The following is a 17,992-nucleotide window of genomic DNA, read 5'->3' as shown; positions in this document are numbered from 1 at the left end:
TGCGCCAAAAGAAAACCGCAAAAAAACGGCCCGCCTCCAAAAGGAAGCGGACCGTTTTCATGTCCGGCGAAAGATCAGAGCATCAGCTCATCCCCATCACTGGTTCAGGCGGAAATCCTTCTCGGCCGCGGCAAAGCGCTGAAGCATGCCGGCGGTCGGTGCGCCCATTTTGCTGACGAAGTAGATCGCCAGGCTGGCGAAGATGAAACCAGGGATGATTTCGTACAGGCCCAGCAGTTCGAAGTGTTTCCAGACGATCACGGTGATCGCGCCAACCAGGATGCCGGCCAGTGCGCCGTTGCGGGTCATGTCTTTCCAGATTACGGAGATCAGGACAACTGGACCGAAAGCGGCACCGAAACCAGCCCAGGCGTAGCTGACCAGACCCAGCACACGGTTTTCCGGGTTAGCCGCCATCGCAATGGCGATCAGGGCAACCAGCAGCACCATGGCGCGGCCGACCCAGACTAGCTCAACCTGAGAAGCGGTTTTACGCAGGAAGGTTTTGTAGAAGTCTTCGGTCAGGGCGCTTGAGCACACCAGCAACTGACAGCTCAACGTACTCATCACCGCAGCCAGAATAGCCGACAGCAAAATGCCAGCGACCCATGGGTTGAACAGGATTTTTGCCAGTTCGATGAATACACGCTCGTGGTTCTCGGATACTGGCATCGCCACGGCCGGGTTGGCCGAGAAGTAAGCAATACCAAAGAAACCTACAGCGACGGTGCCGCCCAGGCACAGGATCATCCAGGTCATGGAGATGCGACGTGCGTTGGCAATCGACTTGACCGAATCCGCCGCCATGAAACGCGCCAGGATGTGCGGCTGGCCGAAGTAGCCCAGGCCCCAGCCCATCAGCGAGATGATGCCGATGAAAGTGGTGTTTTTCAGCATGTCGAAGTTGCTTGGATCTTGTGCTTCGATCGCCAGGAACGTGGTGTCGATACCGCCAGTCGCCAGCAGCACGATGATCGGCGTCAGCAACAGGGCGAAGATCATCAGCGTGGCTTGTACGGTGTCAGTCCAGCTCACTGCCAGGAAACCACCGACGAAGGTGTAGGCAATCGTCGCCGCAGCACCGGCCCACAGCGCTGTCTCGTAGGACATGCCGAAGGTGCTTTCGAACAGACGGGCACCGGCCACGATGCCGGAAGCGCAGTAGATGGTGAAGAACACCAGGATCACGACCGCGGAGATGATCCGCAGCAGGCCGCTTTTATCTTCAAAACGGCTGGAGAAGTAGTCCGGCAGGGTCAGTGCATCGCCGTTGTGCTCGGTCTGCACGCGCAGACGGCCGGCGACGAACAGCCAGTTCAAATAAGCACCGATGATCAGGCCGATAGCGATCCAGCTTTCGGAAAGACCGGACATGTAGATAGCGCCTGGCAGGCCCATCAACAACCATCCGCTCATGTCGGAAGCACCGGCAGAAAGCGCGGTCACGACGCTGCCCAGGCTACGACCGCCCAGAATATAGTCAGAAAGGTTGTTGGTGGAGCGATAGGCCATGAAGCCGATCAGCACCATTGCTGCGATGTAGATCACGAACGTGATCAGGGTTGGATTGCTTACGCTCATTGAGTTACGCCCTGGCATTGTTTTTATGTAGCGGCGGCTGGTGAACCGCTCGCAAACGACGACGTTTGACAGACGATTCCGGATCCCGCGCATTTATGACTGATGTTTCCCCAGGAAAGCCATCAGCCGGCACACCGATCTTTTTGACCGGTTGCACCTTGGCCGCGAATGCTATTCAACAAAGCAAATAAGGTGCAACCAGTTTCGTACGAATAAGTTGCACCTAGTCGGATTTTCCTGAAAAGGGTCGGTTCTTGCTCCTTTTTAGGGCGTTTTTCGGGTTGCGCTAGAAGTAAAAGCACCAAGCAGGCGCAGGACGAATGGATCAGAATTAAATTCCTGACGAGTTGCTTATTATTCCGACAAAAAAGGGTTGCACCCGGTTGCACCTCGACCGACGCACAGCTAATCTTGCCGCCAGCTGATGCCACGCGGTCGTGGCAAACATGAGGATAAAAATATGGCTACCACCACTCTTGGGGTCAAACTTGACGACCCGACCCGCGAACGCCTCAAGGCTGCCGCGACCTCGATTGATCGCACGCCGCACTGGCTGATCAAGCAGGCAATTTTCAATTACCTGGAAAAACTCGAGGGTGGTGCAACCCTGTCCGAGCTGAACGGTTTGAACGGCAAGGAAGTTGACGAAGCGGGCGAGATCCACGTCGATCACGCGCATCAATGCTTCCTGGAATTCGCTGAAAGCATCTTGCCGCAATCGGTGCTGCGCGCTTCCATCACTGCCGCCTACCGTCGCCCGGAACCTGAAGTGGTGCCGATGCTGATCGAGCAGGCGCGCCTGCCGGCCACGATGGCCGAAGCCACCAACAAGCTCGCCGCCTCGATTGCCGAGAAACTGCGCAATCAGAAAAGCGCCGGCGGCCGTGCCGGAATTGTTCAGGGCCTGTTGCAGGAATTTTCCCTGTCGTCCCAGGAAGGCGTGGCGCTGATGTGCCTGGCCGAAGCGCTGCTGCGCATCCCGGACAAAGGCACCCGTGACGCCCTGATCCGCGACAAAATCAGCACCGGCAACTGGCATCCGCACCTGGGCAACAGCCCGTCGCTGTTTGTCAACGCCGCCACGTGGGGCTTGCTGCTGACCGGCAAACTGGTCGCCACCCACAACGAAGCCGGCCTGACATCGTCCCTGAGCCGCATCATCGGCAAGAGCGGCGAGCCGATGATCCGCAAGGGCGTCGACATGGCCATGCGCCTGATGGGCGAGCAGTTCGTGACCGGCGAAACCATCGCCGAAGCCCTGGCCAACGCCAGCAAGTTCGAAGCCAAAGGCTTCCGCTATTCCTACGACATGCTGGGTGAAGCCGCACTCACCGAGCATGACGCCCAGAAGTACCTGGCCTCGTACGAACAAGCCATCCACTCGATCGGCAAAGCGTCCCACGGTCGTGGGATTTATGAAGGCCCAGGCATTTCGATCAAGCTGTCCGCCTTGCACCCGCGTTACAGCCGCGCCCAGTACGAGCGCGTGATGGAAGAGCTGTACCCGCGCCTGCTGTCGCTGACTCTGTTGGCCAAGCAATATGACATCGGTCTGAACATCGACGCCGAAGAAGCCGACCGCCTCGAGCTGTCGCTGGATCTGCTGGAGCGTCTGTGCTTCGAGCCGCAACTGACCGGCTGGAACGGCATCGGTTTCGTGATCCAGGCTTACCAGAAGCGTTGCCCGTATGTGATCGACTACGTGATCGACCTGGCTCGTCGCAGCCGTCATCGCCTGATGATTCGTTTGGTAAAAGGCGCGTATTGGGACAGCGAAATCAAGCGCGCCCAAGTCGAAGGCCTGGAAGGCTATCCGGTCTACACCCGCAAGGTGTACACCGACGTGTCCTACATCGCCTGCGCACGCAAACTGCTGTCGGTGCCGGAAGTCATTTATCCGCAGTTCGCCACGCACAACGCCCACACCTTGTCGGCCATTTATCACATCGCCGGTCAGAACTATTACCCCGGTCAGTACGAGTTCCAGTGCCTGCACGGCATGGGCGAACCGCTGTACGAACAGGTTGTAGGTAAAGTTTCCGAAGGCAAGCTGAACCGTCCGTGCCGCGTGTACGCACCGGTTGGCACTCACGAAACATTGTTGGCGTACCTGGTGCGTCGTCTGCTGGAAAACGGTGCGAACACCTCGTTCGTCAACCGCATCGCCGACCAGTCTATTTCGATTCAGGAGCTGGTGGCCGATCCAGTAGCCAGCATCGAGCAGATGGCTACGCTGGAAGGCGGCTTCGGCCTGCCGCACCCGCGTATCCCGCTGCCGCGTGATCTTTATGGTGCCGAGCGCGCCAACTCCAGCGGCATCGACATGGCCAACGAACATCGTCTGGCTTCCCTGTCGTGCGCCCTGCTGGCCACCGCTCATAACAACTGGAAAGCCGCGCCGATGCTCGGTTGCGCGTCCAGCACTGAAACCCCTGCGCCAGTCCTGAACCCGTCCGATCTGCGTGACGTGGTCGGCCATGTACAGGAAGCCACCGTTGAAGACGTCGACAACGCGATCCAGTGCGCCCTGAACGCCGCCCCGATCTGGCAGGCCACCCCGCCCGCCGAACGCGCCGCGATTCTGGAACGTGCCGCCGATTTGATGGAAGGCGAGATCCAGCCGCTGATGGGCCTGTTGGCTCGCGAAGCCGGCAAGACCTTCGCCAACGCCATCGCCGAAGTGCGTGAAGCCGTGGACTTCCTGCGTTATTACGCGGTGCAGGCTCGCAACGATTTCACCAACGATGCCCACCGCCCGTTGGGTCCGGTGGTCTGCATCAGTCCGTGGAACTTCCCGCTGGCGATCTTCAGTGGTCAGGTCGCTGCTGCCCTGGCCGCCGGTAACCCGGTACTGGCCAAACCTGCGGAACAAACCCCGCTGGTGGCTGCTCAAGCCGTGCGTTTGCTGCTCGAAGCCGGGATTCCGGAAGGCGTGCTGCAACTGCTGCCGGGCCGTGGCGAAACTGTCGGCGCCCGTCTGGTCGGTGACGATCGGGTCAAAGGCGTGATGTTCACCGGTTCCACCGAAGTCGCTCGCCTGCTGCAACGTAACGTCGCCGGTCGTCTGGATGCCCAGGGCCGTCCGATTCCGCTGATCGCTGAAACTGGCGGTCAGAACGCGATGATCGTTGACTCCTCGGCACTGACCGAACAGGTTGTGATCGACGTGGTGTCGTCGGCCTTCGACAGTGCTGGCCAGCGTTGCTCGGCGCTGCGGGTACTGTGCCTGCAGGAAGATTCCGCCGACCGTGTCATCGAAATGCTCAAGGGTGCCATGGCTGAATGCCGTCTCGGTAATCCAGAGCGCCTGTCCGTGGACATCGGCCCGGTGATCGACGCCGAAGCCAAGGCGGGCATCGAGAAGCACATCCAGGCCATGCGCGACAAAGGTCGCAATGTGTATCAGGTGGCAATCGCCAACAGCGAAGAAGTCAAACGCGGCACCTTCGTGATGCCGACCCTGATCGAACTGGAAAGCTTCGACGAACTGCAACGGGAGATCTTCGGTCCGGTGCTGCACGTAGTTCGCTACAAGCGCAAAGAGATCGATCAACTGATCGGCCAGATCAATGCTTCCGGCTACGGCCTGACCCTGGGCGTACACACTCGCATCGACGAGACCATCGCCAAGGTGATCGACAACGTCAACGCCGGTAACGTCTACGTGAACCGCAACATTGTTGGTGCTGTAGTTGGCGTGCAACCGTTCGGCGGTGAAGGCCTGTCGGGTACTGGCCCGAAAGCCGGTGGTCCGCTGTACCTGTACCGTCTGCTGTCGACACGTCCTACCGATGCGATCGAACAATCCTTCGCTCGCGGCGACGCTATCGCTGCACCTGACGTCCGCCTGCGTGATGCCATGAGCAAACCGCTGACCGCGCTGAAAGCCTGGGCCGACAGCAATAAGTTCGCAGACTTGAGCACCCTGTGCGTACAGTTCGCGGCGCAATCGCAAAGCGGGATCACCCGTGTTCTGGCGGGCCCGACCGGCGAGCGCAACAGCTACGCCATCCTGCCGCGCGAACACGTGCTGTGCCTGGCTGAAGTCGAAGGCGATTTGCTGACCCAACTGGCTGCGGTATTGGCCGTAGGCGGCTCGGCGGTATGGCCGGACGCTGAACCGGGCAAGGCACTGTTCGCACGCCTGCCGAAAGAAATCCAGGCGCGGATCAAGCGGGTTGCCGACTGGACCAAGGACGAGGTGGTAATTGATGCGGTTCTGCATCATGGCCATTCCGACCAGTTGCGTGCGGTCTGCCAGCAAGTGGCCAAGCGTGCCGGTGCGATTGTTGGGGTTCATGGTTTGTCGCAGGGCGAAACCAACATTGCGTTGGAGCGTCTGGTGATCGAGCGTGCATTGAGCGTTAACACCGCTGCGGCGGGTGGTAACGCCAGTTTGATGACGATCGGCTAAACCGCAATAAGACCGGGCATCCGCAATGGCTGCCTGGTTAGCAGAACCCTTGTGGGAGCGGGCTTGCTCGCGAAAGCGGTCGTTCATTCAACATTGATGTTGAATGTGCTGGCCTCTTCGCGAGCAAGCCCGCTCCTACATTTGATCAGTGGTGCTCTCGCTGCACCATCACGCTCATCAATCATCCTGTTCAGCCAGCCCTCCCCACGCCTAGACTCGGTCCATTCCAAAAAAAGGTAGGCCGCCATGTCCGAGACGTTGCTCAGTTCCCGCAATCTGGCTTTCGAGCTGTATGAAGTCCTTGATGCCGAGGGCCTGACCCAGCGTGAGCGGTTCGCCGAGCACAACCGCGAGACCTTCGATGCGGCCATCGGTACCGCCCGCAACATCGCCGAGAAGTTCTTCGCCCCACACAACCGCAAGGGCGACGAGAACGAACCGCGCTATGAGGACGGTCAGGCGATTCTGATTCCGGAAGTGAAACCGGCGGTGGATGCCTTCCTTGAAGCCGGTTTCCTCAACGCCGCGCGCAGTTTCGAGGCGGGCGGCATGCAACTTCCTACATTGCTGTCGCAAGCTTGCTTCGCGCACTTTCAGTCGGCCAACGCAGCGTCGACTTCCTACCCATTCCTGACCATGGGCGCGGCGAACCTGATCGAAAGCTTCGGCACCGATGAGCAGAAGCAGCGCTTCCTGCAACCGATGATCGACGGCCGTTTCTTCGGCACCATGGCCCTCACCGAGCCACATGCCGGCTCGTCGCTTTCGGATATTCGTACACGCGCGGAGCCCGCGTCCGACGGCACCTATCGACTCAAGGGCAACAAGATCTTCATCTCCGGCGGCGATCACCCGCTGTCGGAAAACATCGTGCACATGGTGCTGGCCAAACTGCCGGACGCACCGGCCGGGGTGAAGGGCATTTCGCTGTTTATCGTGCCCAAGTTTTTGGTCAACGATGACGGCAGTCTCGGCAAGCGCAACGACGTATTGCTGGCCGGGTTGTTCCACAAGATGGGCTGGCGCGGTACTACGTCCACCGCGCTGAACTTCGGCGACAACGGCGAGTGTGTCGGCTATCTGGTGGGCAAGCCGCACCACGGTTTGAGCTACATGTTCCAGATGATGAACGAGGCGCGGATCGGCGTCGGTATGGGCGCGGTGATGCTCGGTTATGCCGGTTACCTGTATTCCCTGGAATACGCCCGTGAGCGACCGCAAGGTCGGGTGCCGGATAGCAAGGATCCGAGCACCGCACCGGTGGCGATCATTCAGCATGCCGATGTCAAACGCATGCTGCTCACCCAGAAAGCCTACGTCGAAGGCGCGTTCGACCTCGGGCTGTACGCGGCGCGGCTGTTCGACGACACCACAACCCTTGAGAACGAAGCCGAGCGCAAACAGGCCCATGAGCTGCTGGATTTACTGACGCCGATCGTCAAATCCTGGCCGTCGGAGTTTTGCCTGAAGGCCAATGAACTGGCGATCCAGATTCTCGGTGGCCACGGTTATACCCGTGAGTACCCGGTGGAGCAGTACTACCGCGACAACCGACTGAACCCGATTCATGAAGGGACTCACGGCATTCAGTCGCTGGACTTGTTGGGGCGCAAGCTGGCTCAGAACGGGGGCGCGGGGCTCAAGCAGCTGATCCGCCTGATCGCCAACACCGCCGAGCGAGCGCAGGCGTATGAATCACTGACGCCGCTGCGTGAACCGCTGGAGAAACTGGTGGCACGCCTGCAAACCGTGACCATCGGCCTGCTGACCGATCTGGCTCAGGGCAAGGTCAACAGCAGCCTGGCGAACTCAGCGCTGTATCTGAAAGTGTTCGGGCATATGGTGATTGGTTGGCGTTGGCTGGAACAGGCGATTCGCGCCGAGGAAGGATTGGCCAAGGGGAATGCGGCGGATGAGAGCTTTTATAAAGGCAAGCTGCAGGCGGCGCGGTATTTCCTGACGTGGGAAGTGCCGGGTTGCCACCATGAACTGGCGATTCTTGAGGCGCGGGATGATGTGTGCCTGGCGATGCGGGATGAGTGGTTTTGATCCTATCCTTGTGGTGTTGCTGAAATTCGCGAGCAAGCCCGCTCCCACACTGATTCTGCGGCGAACACATAATTTGTGAACACCTTCGATCGAGTGTGGGAGCGGGCTTGCTCGCGAAGGCGTCAGTTCAGGCAACGCATATATCAGCCCAACCGAAACCCACCCATCTGCCGCGCCAAATCATCCGCCAACCGCTGCAACATCTGACAGTCTTCCCGACAAGCCCTGACCTCCCCCGCCGTCGCTCGAGCCAAATCAGAAATCCCCTGCACATTCCGGTTGATCTCTTCCGTCACCGCCGACTGCTCTTCCGTCGCCGTCGCCACCTGATGGTTCATGTCGCTGATGCGCTCGACCTGCCCGGTAATCGCCGTCAACGACGCCCCGGTGCGCTGACTCGACTCAACACCCGTGCCGGTCGCCGCTTGCCCGGCGTGCATGGAAGACACCGCATTCTCTGCGCCCTGCTTGAGGCTGCCGATCATCTGCTGAATCTCGTCGGTAGACGATTGAGTTCGCCGCGCCAGGGTCCGCACTTCATCGGCCACCACGGCAAATCCGCGCCCCATGTCCCCGGCTCGCGCCGCTTCGATGGCGGCGTTGAGCGCCAGCAAATTGGTCTGCTCGGAAATCCCGCGAATCACCGCCAACACCTGATCGATGGACGCTACTTGATGGGCCAACTCGCCCACCGCTCCGGCGGCGATGCCGATCTCGTCGGACATGCTTTCGATATGCCGGATCGACCCGCCCACCACTTCCCGCGCCTGCAGCGCTTCCTCCCGCGCGGTTTGCGAAGCGACGGCCGCGTTGCCGGCGTTTTGAGCGATTTCCTGCACGGTCAGGCCCATCTCGTGGACGGCGGTGGCGACCATGTCGGTCATTTCCTGTTGACGGCCCGAGCGTTCGGCCGTGTTGTCCACCACCCGTGCCACTTGGCCGACCGCCGTGCGCAAACGCTCACTGGTAGCCAGGACTTCGCCGATCATGTCGCGCTGACTTTCCAGGAACCGATTGAAGCCGCGAGCGAGGTCACCCAGCTCATCGGCGCGGCTGGAATCTAACCTGTGGGTCAAATCTCCACCACCGCTACCGATGGCTACCAGCGCCGCTGTTACCTGACGAATCGGTCGCACCAATCCACGGGCCAGCAACACCACCAGCAACAGGCAAACCAACGCAACCGCCAGGCCAATGCCGCTGCTCATCCACATCGCGCGACGGGCTTCGGCATAGATTTGCGACTGCGGCACTTCGGCCACCAGGGTCCAGCCCAGATCCCGCAGCGGCAGGCTCAACGCCAGAAAATCTTCGCCATCGCGGACAAAACTGCTGGTGGCGGACGCGATGGAGGTAGAGAGCGGCCCCATGACCGCTTGCGCCGCCGGAGCACCGATTTGTTCGACCAGCGTGCGTTTGCCGCTGAACTGCGTCTCGGGGTGAATCTGGATCAAACCGTCGGAGCGCACGAGATAGACCTTGCCGCGCTCACCGAAGTTGAAATTCCGGATCAACTCCGACAGCTCTTTCATGCTCAGGCCCAGCCCGGCGACACCCACGACTTTGCCGGCCTGCTCGACCTTGAGGTCAATGAACAGCGCCAACTCACCGGTGGCGGTGTCATTGTCGATATTGAGGGTGCGCGGCTGGTTGCTGTCGAGAAACGAATAGAACCAGGCATCATTGGGATTGGATCGGCGAAGCGTCCGGTCCAGGCCTTTTTCAGTGATGTAATGGCTTGAAGCAGCCCCGATAATCAGCGCGGTAAAGGCTTTGTGCTCGGCGCGGATGCCTTCCAGATACTTCACGAATGTGTCGGTCTGGGCATTGTTCTCACCCCCGGCCAACCAGTCGCGTACCATGCTGTTACTGGCGATGTCCTTGGCGGCGGTGAGGGGTTGAACGAGGATTCGTTCGATGTCGTTGCGCATCGCTTCGATGCTCGACGGCAGCGCTTGCTCGACCAGATAGCGCTGGGCGAGGCGGTTGACCACGAGGGTATAAACGCCAACCACGATCAGAATACTGACCAGCAGGGCGGTGCCCATGCTCAGGATCAACTGCCATTGAATACTGCGTCGCCAGAACTGCATGGAGCACCCCCAAAGAATAAGAGGCTGAAACACTGCAACAGCCATGCCGATTGTATACAACGCAAACGACAATTTATTCTTTGGTTGTGCGCAAAGCTGATCAGGCTTGATTGATTGTCTTGGCGATCACTTCAACCGTGGCGCTGACTTGCTCTTGGTAACGGTTGAGTTCCTCCTGATGACGCTTTTGCATTTCGATCTGCTGCGAGCACAGATTCATCGCCGCCAGCACCAGCAAGCGGTCACCGATCAGCGTCGGGTATTTCTTTTTGGTCTCGGCCAAGGCGGCCTTCAACATTAATGCGGCGTCCAGCAGGGTCTGCTCTTCCCCGGCCGGCGCCTTGATCGAATAGTCCTCCCCCAGAATCGAGACGACTTTTACCCCTGCGGCGCCGTAACTCATGCGCTGACAGGGCCTGCGCTGACGCGCTCAACCAAGGCCTGAATGCGTGCCGCGGTGGAGCCTTGTTTCTCTTCCTGTTCCATCAGGCTCAGTTGCAGGCTTTCGTTTTCATCCTTGACCTGGGCCAGTTCTGCACTCAGGGATTGATTGGTGCCGAGCAGGGTCTGGTTCTGCTGCACCAGGTCGCTGACCAGTTGTTCCAATTGGCTTAGGGATGCTTCCAACATTTTGATTTTCCGGGCATTTTCAAAGGGCGCGTACGATAAAGAAAAGTCACCGTGGATGCCAGGGTTATACAGGCGCAAGGCCTTGATTTTCCTGGCAGGCGACCTTCCTCGCGAGCTTTAAAGACTGTGTTTGGCGGTTCTGGTTCCTGCACTTCGTCGCCGCGGCCCTTCTGCGACAAAAGCGCGCAGCGCCTCAAGACTTTAGTCGTATGACCGATAAGTCATCCATACAGCAGTCTCAGCCCCGCACGGATGCGCTTTTTTCGGTGAACACCATGTCCTTACGAAATATGAATATCGCACCGCGGGCGTTCCTCGGTTTTGCCTTGATTGGCAGCTTGATGCTGGTTCTGGGGGTGTTTGCGCTGAACCAGATGAGCAAAATTCGCGGCGCCGCCGAAGAAATCACCTCAAACAGCGTACCCAGCATTAAAAGCCTCGACGAGTTCACTCAGCTAACCTTGCGCCTGCGCGTCCTGTCTTACCGTCTGTTGGTGAACCGCGAGCCGGACGTCCAGCAGAAAACCATGGACCTGCTGGAAACCCGTAACCAACAGATCCGAGCGGCTCAAGCCGTCTACGAAAAACTGATCGCCAGCCCGCAGGAACGTGCAGCCTATGATCAGTATGTGCAGCTGCTGGGGCAGTATCGCCAGATCGAGGACCGGATGAAGAGCCTGTCGCGCAACAATCAGGTCGACGAACTGCGCACGCTGCTCAATACCGATTTGCTGACTAACTCTGAAGCGATCAACGTCGTGCTGAACCGTTTGCTGGAAATCAACACCCAGCAGACCGTCGACACCAACCAGCAGGCCGCCGAAGAGTACTCATCAGCCTTCAACCTGACGGTGACCCTGCTGGTCATCGCCACCGGCCTGACCCTGCTGTTCGCCTGGCTGCTGACCAACAGTATCACCAAGCCGATCGCCAACGCCCTGAGCGCCGCCGAAGAAATTGCCGAAGGCAACCTGACGCGCCCGATCACGGTCGATGGTGAAGACGAAGCCGGTCGCCTGCTGGCCGCGATGGCGAAGATGCAGGACAAACTGCGCGACACCCTGCAACGGATCTCCGGTTCGGCCACGCAACTGGCGTCCGCCGCGGAAGAGCTCAACAGCGTCACCGACGAAAGCGCCCGCGGCCTGACCCAACAGAACAACGAAATCGAACAAGCCGCCACCGCGGTCAATGAAATGACCAGCGCCGTGGAGGAAGTCGCCCGCAACGCCGTGAGCACCTCCGAAGCTTCGAAAAACGCCACCACGTCGGCGGGCGACGGTCGTGACCTGGTGCAGGAAACCGTCAGTGCCATCGAGCGCATGAGTGCCGATGTACAGAGCACCGCCACCCTGATCGGCGATCTGGCCAACGAGTCGCGGGACATCGGCAAGGTGCTGGACGTGATTCGCGGCCTGGCCGACCAGACCAACCTGTTGGCGTTGAACGCTGCCATCGAAGCAGCCCGTGCCGGTGAAGCTGGTCGTGGTTTCGCAGTGGTCGCCGACGAAGTGCGTGCCCTGGCCCATCGCACCCAGCAGTCGACCAGCGAAATCGAGCGGATGATCGGCAGCATCCAGAGCGGCACCGAACACGCCGTGGATTCGATGCGCAACAGCACCGAGCGTGCTGAATCGACTTTGAACATCGCCCGTGGTGCAGGCATGTCGCTGGACACCATCAACAGCGCCATCGTCGAAATCAACGAACGCAACCTGGTGATCGCCAGCGCGGCCGAAGAGCAGGCACAGGTGGCCCGTGAAGTGGACCGCAATCTGGTGAACATTCGTGACCTGTCGGTGCAATCGGCCACCGGTGCCAACCAGACAAGCGCGGCCAGCAACGAGCTGTCACGCTTGGCGCTGGACCTGAACAACATGGTTGGGCGGTTTAGTCTGTAACCTGCGACTGATCGTTCCCACGCTCCGCGTGGGAACGATCAGTCGACTCACGTTAAAAGCTTTTTGACAGCATCACATTTCAACAGGTTAGAATCGCTGGCACGCAGACTGCATGGTCAGTTTGTGCCCGCCTTTAGCTTTCTGGAGTACTGCCTTTGAATGCGACGACCATCAACAGCCTGTTCTTGATCGGCGCGTTGCTGGTAGGTGCGAGCATTCTGGTGAGCTCACTTTCATCGCGCCTCGGTATCCCGATTCTGGTGATCATCCTCGCGGTGGGCATGGCGGCTGGTGTCGACGGCGCCGGTATTATTTTTGATAACTACCCAACGGCCTATCTGGTCGGCAACCTTGCCCTGGCGGTAATCCTGCTCGACGGCGGCTTGCGCACCCGGGTGGCGAGTTTCCGCGTGGCGTTATGGCCGGCGCTATCGCTGGCCACGGTGGGTGTATTGATCACCACCGGGCTGACCGGCATGGCGGCGGCGTGGTTGTTCGACTTGAACATGATCCAGGGCTTGCTGATCGGCGCCATCGTTGGCTCCACCGACGCCGCGGCCGTGTTCTCGCTGCTGGGCGGCAAGGGCCTGAACGAACGGGTGAGCGCGAGCCTGGAAATCGAATCCGGCAGCAACGACCCGATGGCGGTGTTCCTCACCGTGACCCTGATCGACATGCTCGCCAGCGGCGAGACCGGCCTACACTGGAATCTGCTGGTGCATTTGGTGCGCGAGTTCGGCATCGGTGGTGTGATCGGCCTCGGCGGTGGTTGGCTACTGCTGCAACTGGTCAACCGTATCCATCTGGCCACCGGCCTTTATCCGATTCTGGTCATCGCTGGCGGTCTGGTAGTGTTTGCTCTGACCAACGCCCTGCACGGCAGCGGCTTTTTGGCGGTGTACTTGTGTGGCCTGGTGATCGGCAACCGCCCGGTCCGCAGTCGCCACGGCATTCTGCACATGCTCGACGGCATGGCCTGGCTGGCACAGATCGGCATGTTCCTGGTGTTGGGGCTGTTGGTTACGCCCCATGACCTGCTGCCGATTGCCTTGCCGGCACTGGGCCTGGCGCTGTGGATGATTCTGTTTGCCCGTCCGCTGTCGGTGCTGGTCGGCCTGTTGCCCTTCAAGGCGTTCCATGGCCGCGAAAAGGCATTCATTTCCTGGGTTGGCTTGCGCGGTGCCGTACCGATCATTCTGGCGGTGTTCCCGCTGATGGCGGGGCTACCCAACGCTCAGCTCTACTTCAATCTGGCGTTCTTTATCGTCCTGGTCTCGCTGCTGGTGCAAGGCACAAGCCTGCCCTGGGTTGCCAAGCTTTTGAAAGTGACCGTCCCGCCGGAGCCCCTGCCGATCTCTCGATCGGCGCTGGAAGTGCATGTCACCAGCGAGTGGGAGCTGTTCGTGTACCGCCTCGGTGCCGAGAAATGGTGCATTGGATCCCCTCTTCGCGAGCTGAAAATGCCCGAAGGTACCCGTATCGCAGCCCTGTTTCGTGGCCAACAACTGCTCCATCCGTCGGGTAGTACGGTGCTCGAAGTCGATGATTTGCTCTGCGTTATCGGCCATGAACACAACCTTCCGGCCCTCGGAAAACTCTTCAGTCAGGCACCGCAACGGGGTCTGGATTTGCGCTTCTTCGGCGACTTCGTACTCGAAGGAGACGCCCAGCTGGGCGCGGTTGCTGCCCTGTACGGGTTGAAAGTCGAAGGCATCGATCCGAACATGTCGCTGGGCCACTTCATTGCCCAGAAAGTGGGCGGTGCACCCGTAGTGGGTGACCAGGTGGAATGGAACAACACCCTCTGGACCGTCGCTGTCATGGAAGGGAACAAGATTGGTAAGGTAGGCGTCAGATTCCCCGAAGGAAGTCGCCCCGGACCGGGACTCTTCCTCTAAACTCCATTCTTCGCCTCGTTTTCGATCGGTCTCTATGTCAACCCTGCGCACTTTTATCATCATGGCCCTGCTGGGCTTGAGCCTTTCCATCAGCACCCTGCAAGCCGCCGAACCGCCGTCCAGCGAAGCCGTGCAGGCGAGCCTGGACAAGATCGCCGACCGCAAGCTGCCGGAAGCTGATCAAAAAGCTCTGCAGAGCATTTTGCAAGGCACGTTGACGCAACTCACCAACAAGCGTGATTACGAGCAAAAGCTGGTTGATCTCAAGCAGCAGCTAGCTAGTGCGCCAAAGCAGAACATCGAGAACCAGCGCGAACTGACTCGCCTGAAGGCCACCAATGTAGTGCCGGTGGCGCAACGCTATACCAAAGAGACCATTCAGCAGCTTGAGCAGCTATTGACCGAGCGCTCGACCCAGCAAAGCGATCTGCAAAAAGCACTGGCCGAGGCCAACAGTCTGGTGATTACTGCCCAGACCCGTCCCGAGCGTGCCCAGGCGGAAATTTCCGCCAGCCAGACGCGCATTCAGCAAATCAATAACATCCTTAAAATCGGAAAAGACAACGGCAAGACGTTGAGCGGTGAGCAGCGCGACCAGCTCAACGCGGAGCTCGCGGCGCTGAATGCGCTGATCCCGTTGCGTCGACAGGAGCTGGCCGGTAACAGTCAGCTGCAGGATTTGGGTAATAGCCAGCATGATCTGCTGTCGGAAAAATCCGATCGCCTGGAACGAGAAATCCAGGAGCTGCAAAACCTGATCAACCAGAAGCGCCTGGCTCAATCCCAAGAGACCGTCACCCAGCAGTCCATCGAAGCGCAGAAGGCCGGCGGCAGTAGCCTGCTGGCCACCGAAAGCGCGGCCAACCTGAAGCTCTCCGACTACCTGCTCAAAAGCACCGACCGCCTCAACGAAGTCACTCAACAGAACCTGCAGACCAAACAGCAACTGGACAGCGTGACCCAGAGCGATTCGGCGCTGGACGAACAGATCAACGTGCTCAAGGGCAGCCTGCTGCTCTCCAAGATTCTCTACAAACAGAAACAGGCTCTGCCGCGCCTCCAGCTCGATCGCGACCTCGCCGACCAGATCGCCGACATTCGCCTGTATCAGTTCGAAGTCAGCCAGCAACGGGAGCTGCTCAGCAATCCGACAACCTATGTAGATAACCTGCTGGCGACTCAACCGCCCGAGCAAGTCACCCCGCAACTGCGCAAGAGCCTGCTGGAACTGGCCACCACCCGCGCAGACCTGCTGGAGCGTTTGAATCGCGAACTGAGCGCGGTGCTCAACGAATCCATCACGCTGCAACTCAACCAGAAGCAACTGCTCAGCACCGCGCAAAGTCTGCGGGCGACCCTCGACGAGCAAATGTTCTGGATTCCCAGCAACAAACCGCTGGATCTTGAGTGGATGCGCGGCGTGCCGGAACGCCTGGAACGTCAGGTCACCACCTTGCCTTGGGCCTCAAGCCTGAGCGAACTGACCGATGGCCTGACGCAGCGGCCGCTGCTGTTTCTGCCGCTGGCCTTTCTGATCGGAGCGCTGCTGTGGCGCCGCAAAAATCTCTATGCCCGCCTGAATAAAGTTCACCTGGACATCGGCCACTTCAAGCGCGACAGCCAGTGGCACACACCGCAAGCGATTCTGATCAACATCCTGCTGGCGATGCCCGTCGCCCTGGGTTTGGCCTTGTGCGGCCTGGCGTTGCAAATCGACGCCCGCGGGCAGAACGCCAATATGGGCGCGGCGCTGCTGCAAATGGCTCAAGCCTGGCTGGTGTTCTATACCGCCTACCGCATCCTCGCGCCGGGCGGCGTCGCCGAATTGCATTTCCGCTGGGAAAAACCTCAGGTCGAATTCCTTCAAGGCTGGATACGCCGACTAGGGCTGGTAGTGATGGCTTTGGTGGCGGTAGTAGCGGTCGCCGAGTTGCAACCAGCGATACTGGCCGATGACGTGCTAGGCATGCCGGTGGTGCTGACTTGCTACGCCTTGATGGCCTGGCTACTCAGCCGCCTGCTGGTTAGCAGCCCGACTCACCAGAACGCTTCACTGTTCCGCAAGGCTGTGGGGGTTCTGTTCACCGCCCTGCCAATCGCGCTGTTCGTGGCCGTGTGCTTTGGCTACTACTACACCGCGCTGAAACTCAGCGACCGGTTGATCAACACGCTTTACCTGCTGATGTTCTGGCTGGTGATCGAGGCGACCTTCGTGCGCGGCCTCAGCGTTGCGGCACGGCGCCTGGCCTATCAGCGCGCGCTGGCCAAACGTCAGGCTGCGAAAGAGGCAGGCGACGGCGAAACAGTGATCGAAGAGCCGACCCTGGACATCGAGAAGGTCAACGAGCAGTCCCTGCGACTGATCCGTCTGGCGCTGCTCGGCGGTTTCATCGCGGCGCTGTATTGGGTCTGGTCGGACCTGATCTCGGTATTCTCGTACCTGGACAACATCACCCTCTACGAGTACACCAGCGGCACCGGCGCCAACATGAGCATGGTGCCAATCAGCATCGGCGACATGCTCGGCGCGCTGATCATCATCGGTATCACCTTTGCACTGGCGCGCAACTTGCCGGGTTTGCTGGAAGTGTTTGTGCTGTCGAAGCTGAACCTGGCTCAGGGCAGCGCCTATGCCACGACGACGCTGCTGTCCTATGTGATCGCGGGTGTCGGTTTCGTTTCGACACTGTCCACTCTCGGCGTGAGCTGGGACAAGTTGCAATGGCTGGTGGCGGCACTGTCGGTAGGCCTCGGTTTCGGGATGCAGGAGATCTTCGCCAACTTCATCTCCGGCATCATGATCCTGTTTGAACGCCCGGTGCGGATCGGTGACACCATCACCATCGGCAATCTGTCGGGCACGGTGAGCAAGATCCGCATCCGTGCTACGACCATCACCGACTTCGACCGCAAGGACATCATCGTCCCGAACAAGACGTTCATCACCGGGCAACTGATCAACTGGTCCCTGACCGACACCATCACCCGGGTGACCCTCAAGCTCGGCGTCGACTACGGCTCAGACCTGGACCTGGTGAAAGAGCTGCTGCTCAAGGCTGCCCGGGACAACCCGCGCGTGCTGAAGGATCCGGAGCCTCACGTGTACTTCCTGAACTTCGGCGAAAGCACCCTCGACCACGAGTTGCGCATGCATGTGCGCGACCTCGGCGACCGTAACCCAGTACTCGACGAGGTCAACCGCTTCATAAATCGTGAGTTCAAGAAGCAGAAGATCAACATCTCGTTCCGGCAAATGGAGGTCTACCTCAAGAACCTTCACGGCCAAGAGTACAAGATGGTGCCGGTCGAGCAGGAAACCAAAACCATCGTGCCGCTGGCCGATGGCAAACCGCGACACGAGCCGCCGCCTGTCGAACTCGACTAACTGCTCTATCCCTAGCAGAATGCTCGGACATTCTGCTGGAG

9 protein-coding genes and 2 pseudogenes are annotated in these 17,992 nt (G+C 59.6%); 6 read left to right on the top strand and 5 right to left on the bottom strand.

From position 1 onward, the window contains the following. Positions 1–96: 96 nt before the first annotated feature. A complete protein-coding gene (gene putP / locus KVG95_RS07905; protein WP_217855469.1) occupies positions 97–1,581 on the bottom strand; it encodes a sodium/proline symporter PutP in 1,485 nt (494 codons plus the stop codon). A gap of 460 nt (positions 1,582–2,041) precedes the next feature. On the opposite strand from putP, the gene putA reads away from it, so the two are divergent. Both putA and KVG95_RS07895 read left to right on the top strand, forming a co-directional pair. Beyond that, positions 2,042–5,995, top strand: coding sequence for a trifunctional transcriptional regulator/proline dehydrogenase/L-glutamate gamma-semialdehyde dehydrogenase (putA, locus tag KVG95_RS07900; RefSeq protein ID WP_217855466.1), 3,954 nt, complete (start codon positions 2,042–2,044; stop codon positions 5,993–5,995). Positions 5,996–6,241: 246 nt separating this feature from the next. Beyond that, a complete protein-coding gene (locus KVG95_RS07895) occupies positions 6,242–8,044 on the top strand; it encodes an acyl-CoA dehydrogenase (protein WP_217855464.1) in 1,803 nt (600 codons plus the stop codon). 143 nt (positions 8,045–8,187) lie between these two features. On the opposite strand, the gene KVG95_RS30340 is transcribed toward KVG95_RS07895, so the two are convergent. The 4 genes and pseudogenes from KVG95_RS30340 to KVG95_RS07880 all read right to left on the bottom strand — a co-directional run bounded on the left by KVG95_RS30340 (position 8,188) and on the right by KVG95_RS07880 (position 10,767). Beyond that, on the bottom strand, positions 8,188–8,919 hold the full coding sequence (locus tag KVG95_RS30340) for a methyl-accepting chemotaxis protein (RefSeq protein ID WP_437180789.1): 732 nt from the start codon (positions 8,917–8,919) through the stop codon (positions 8,188–8,190). A 135-nt stretch (positions 8,920–9,054) separates the two neighbouring features. Next, a pseudogene (locus KVG95_RS30335) lies at positions 9,055–10,092 on the bottom strand (HAMP domain-containing protein); the annotation flags it as partial. Positions 10,093–10,237: 145 nt separating this feature from the next. After that, a complete protein-coding gene (locus KVG95_RS07885) occupies positions 10,238–10,540 on the bottom strand; it encodes a cell division protein ZapA (protein WP_048396096.1) in 303 nt (100 codons plus the stop codon). Beyond that, positions 10,537–10,767 (bottom strand): hypothetical protein, encoded by a 231-nt coding sequence (locus KVG95_RS07880; protein ID WP_217855460.1) that lies wholly within the window; start codon positions 10,765–10,767, stop codon positions 10,537–10,539. Before KVG95_RS07880 ends, KVG95_RS07885 begins: the two co-directional genes overlap by 4 nt. A 209-nt stretch (positions 10,768–10,976) precedes the next feature. Here KVG95_RS07880 and KVG95_RS30330 point away from each other — a divergent pair. The 4 genes and pseudogenes from KVG95_RS30330 to mscK form a co-directional block, all read left to right on the top strand. Continuing rightward, positions 10,977–11,813: pseudogene (locus KVG95_RS30330) on the top strand (MCP four helix bundle domain-containing protein); the annotation flags it as partial. After that, on the top strand, positions 11,796–12,668 hold the full coding sequence (locus tag KVG95_RS30325; protein ID WP_390176098.1) for a methyl-accepting chemotaxis protein: 873 nt from the start codon (positions 11,796–11,798) through the stop codon (positions 12,666–12,668). The pseudogene KVG95_RS30330 and the gene KVG95_RS30325, both read left to right, overlap by 18 nt. A gap of 155 nt (positions 12,669–12,823) precedes the next feature. Beyond that, positions 12,824–14,566 carry a potassium/proton antiporter gene (locus tag KVG95_RS07870; RefSeq protein ID WP_217855456.1) on the top strand — a complete coding sequence of 581 codons (1,743 nt, stop codon included), beginning with the start codon at positions 12,824–12,826 and terminating at the stop codon, positions 14,564–14,566. A gap of 34 nt (positions 14,567–14,600) precedes the next feature. After that, positions 14,601–17,951: a mechanosensitive channel MscK gene (gene mscK, locus KVG95_RS07865; protein ID WP_217855454.1), complete on the top strand. Its 3,351-nt coding sequence runs from the start codon at positions 14,601–14,603 to the stop codon at positions 17,949–17,951. Positions 17,952–17,992: the final 41 nt, after the last annotated feature.

This window comes from Pseudomonas farris (assembly GCF_019145235.1).
In the GTDB taxonomy this organism is placed as follows: domain Bacteria; phylum Pseudomonadota; class Gammaproteobacteria; order Pseudomonadales; family Pseudomonadaceae; genus Aquipseudomonas; species Aquipseudomonas farris.
Note: the sequence above shows the minus strand (reverse complement) of the source record. Positions and strands in the feature narration are given on the sequence as shown.

Excerpts from the sequence above, each read along its gene's own strand:
- putP (WP_217855469.1), bottom strand. The coding sequence starts at position 1,581 with ATGAGCGTAAGCAATCCAACCCTGATCACGTTCGTGATCTACATCGCA.
- KVG95_RS07880 (WP_217855460.1), bottom strand. The coding sequence starts at position 10,767 with ATGTTGGAAGCATCCCTAAGCCAATTGGAACAACTGGTCAGCGACCTG.
- KVG95_RS07885 (WP_048396096.1), bottom strand. The coding sequence starts at position 10,540 with ATGAGTTACGGCGCCGCAGGGGTAAAAGTCGTCTCGATTCTGGGGGAG.
- KVG95_RS30340 (WP_437180789.1), bottom strand. The coding sequence starts at position 8,919 with ATGGTCGCCACCGCCGTCCACGAGATGGGCCTGACCGTGCAGGAAATC.
- putA (WP_217855466.1), top strand. The coding sequence starts at position 2,042 with ATGGCTACCACCACTCTTGGGGTCAAACTTGACGACCCGACCCGCGAA.
- KVG95_RS30325 (WP_390176098.1), top strand. The coding sequence starts at position 11,796 with ATGGCGAAGATGCAGGACAAACTGCGCGACACCCTGCAACGGATCTCC.
- mscK (WP_217855454.1), top strand. The coding sequence starts at position 14,601 with ATGTCAACCCTGCGCACTTTTATCATCATGGCCCTGCTGGGCTTGAGC.
- KVG95_RS07895 (WP_217855464.1), top strand. The coding sequence starts at position 6,242 with ATGTCCGAGACGTTGCTCAGTTCCCGCAATCTGGCTTTCGAGCTGTAT.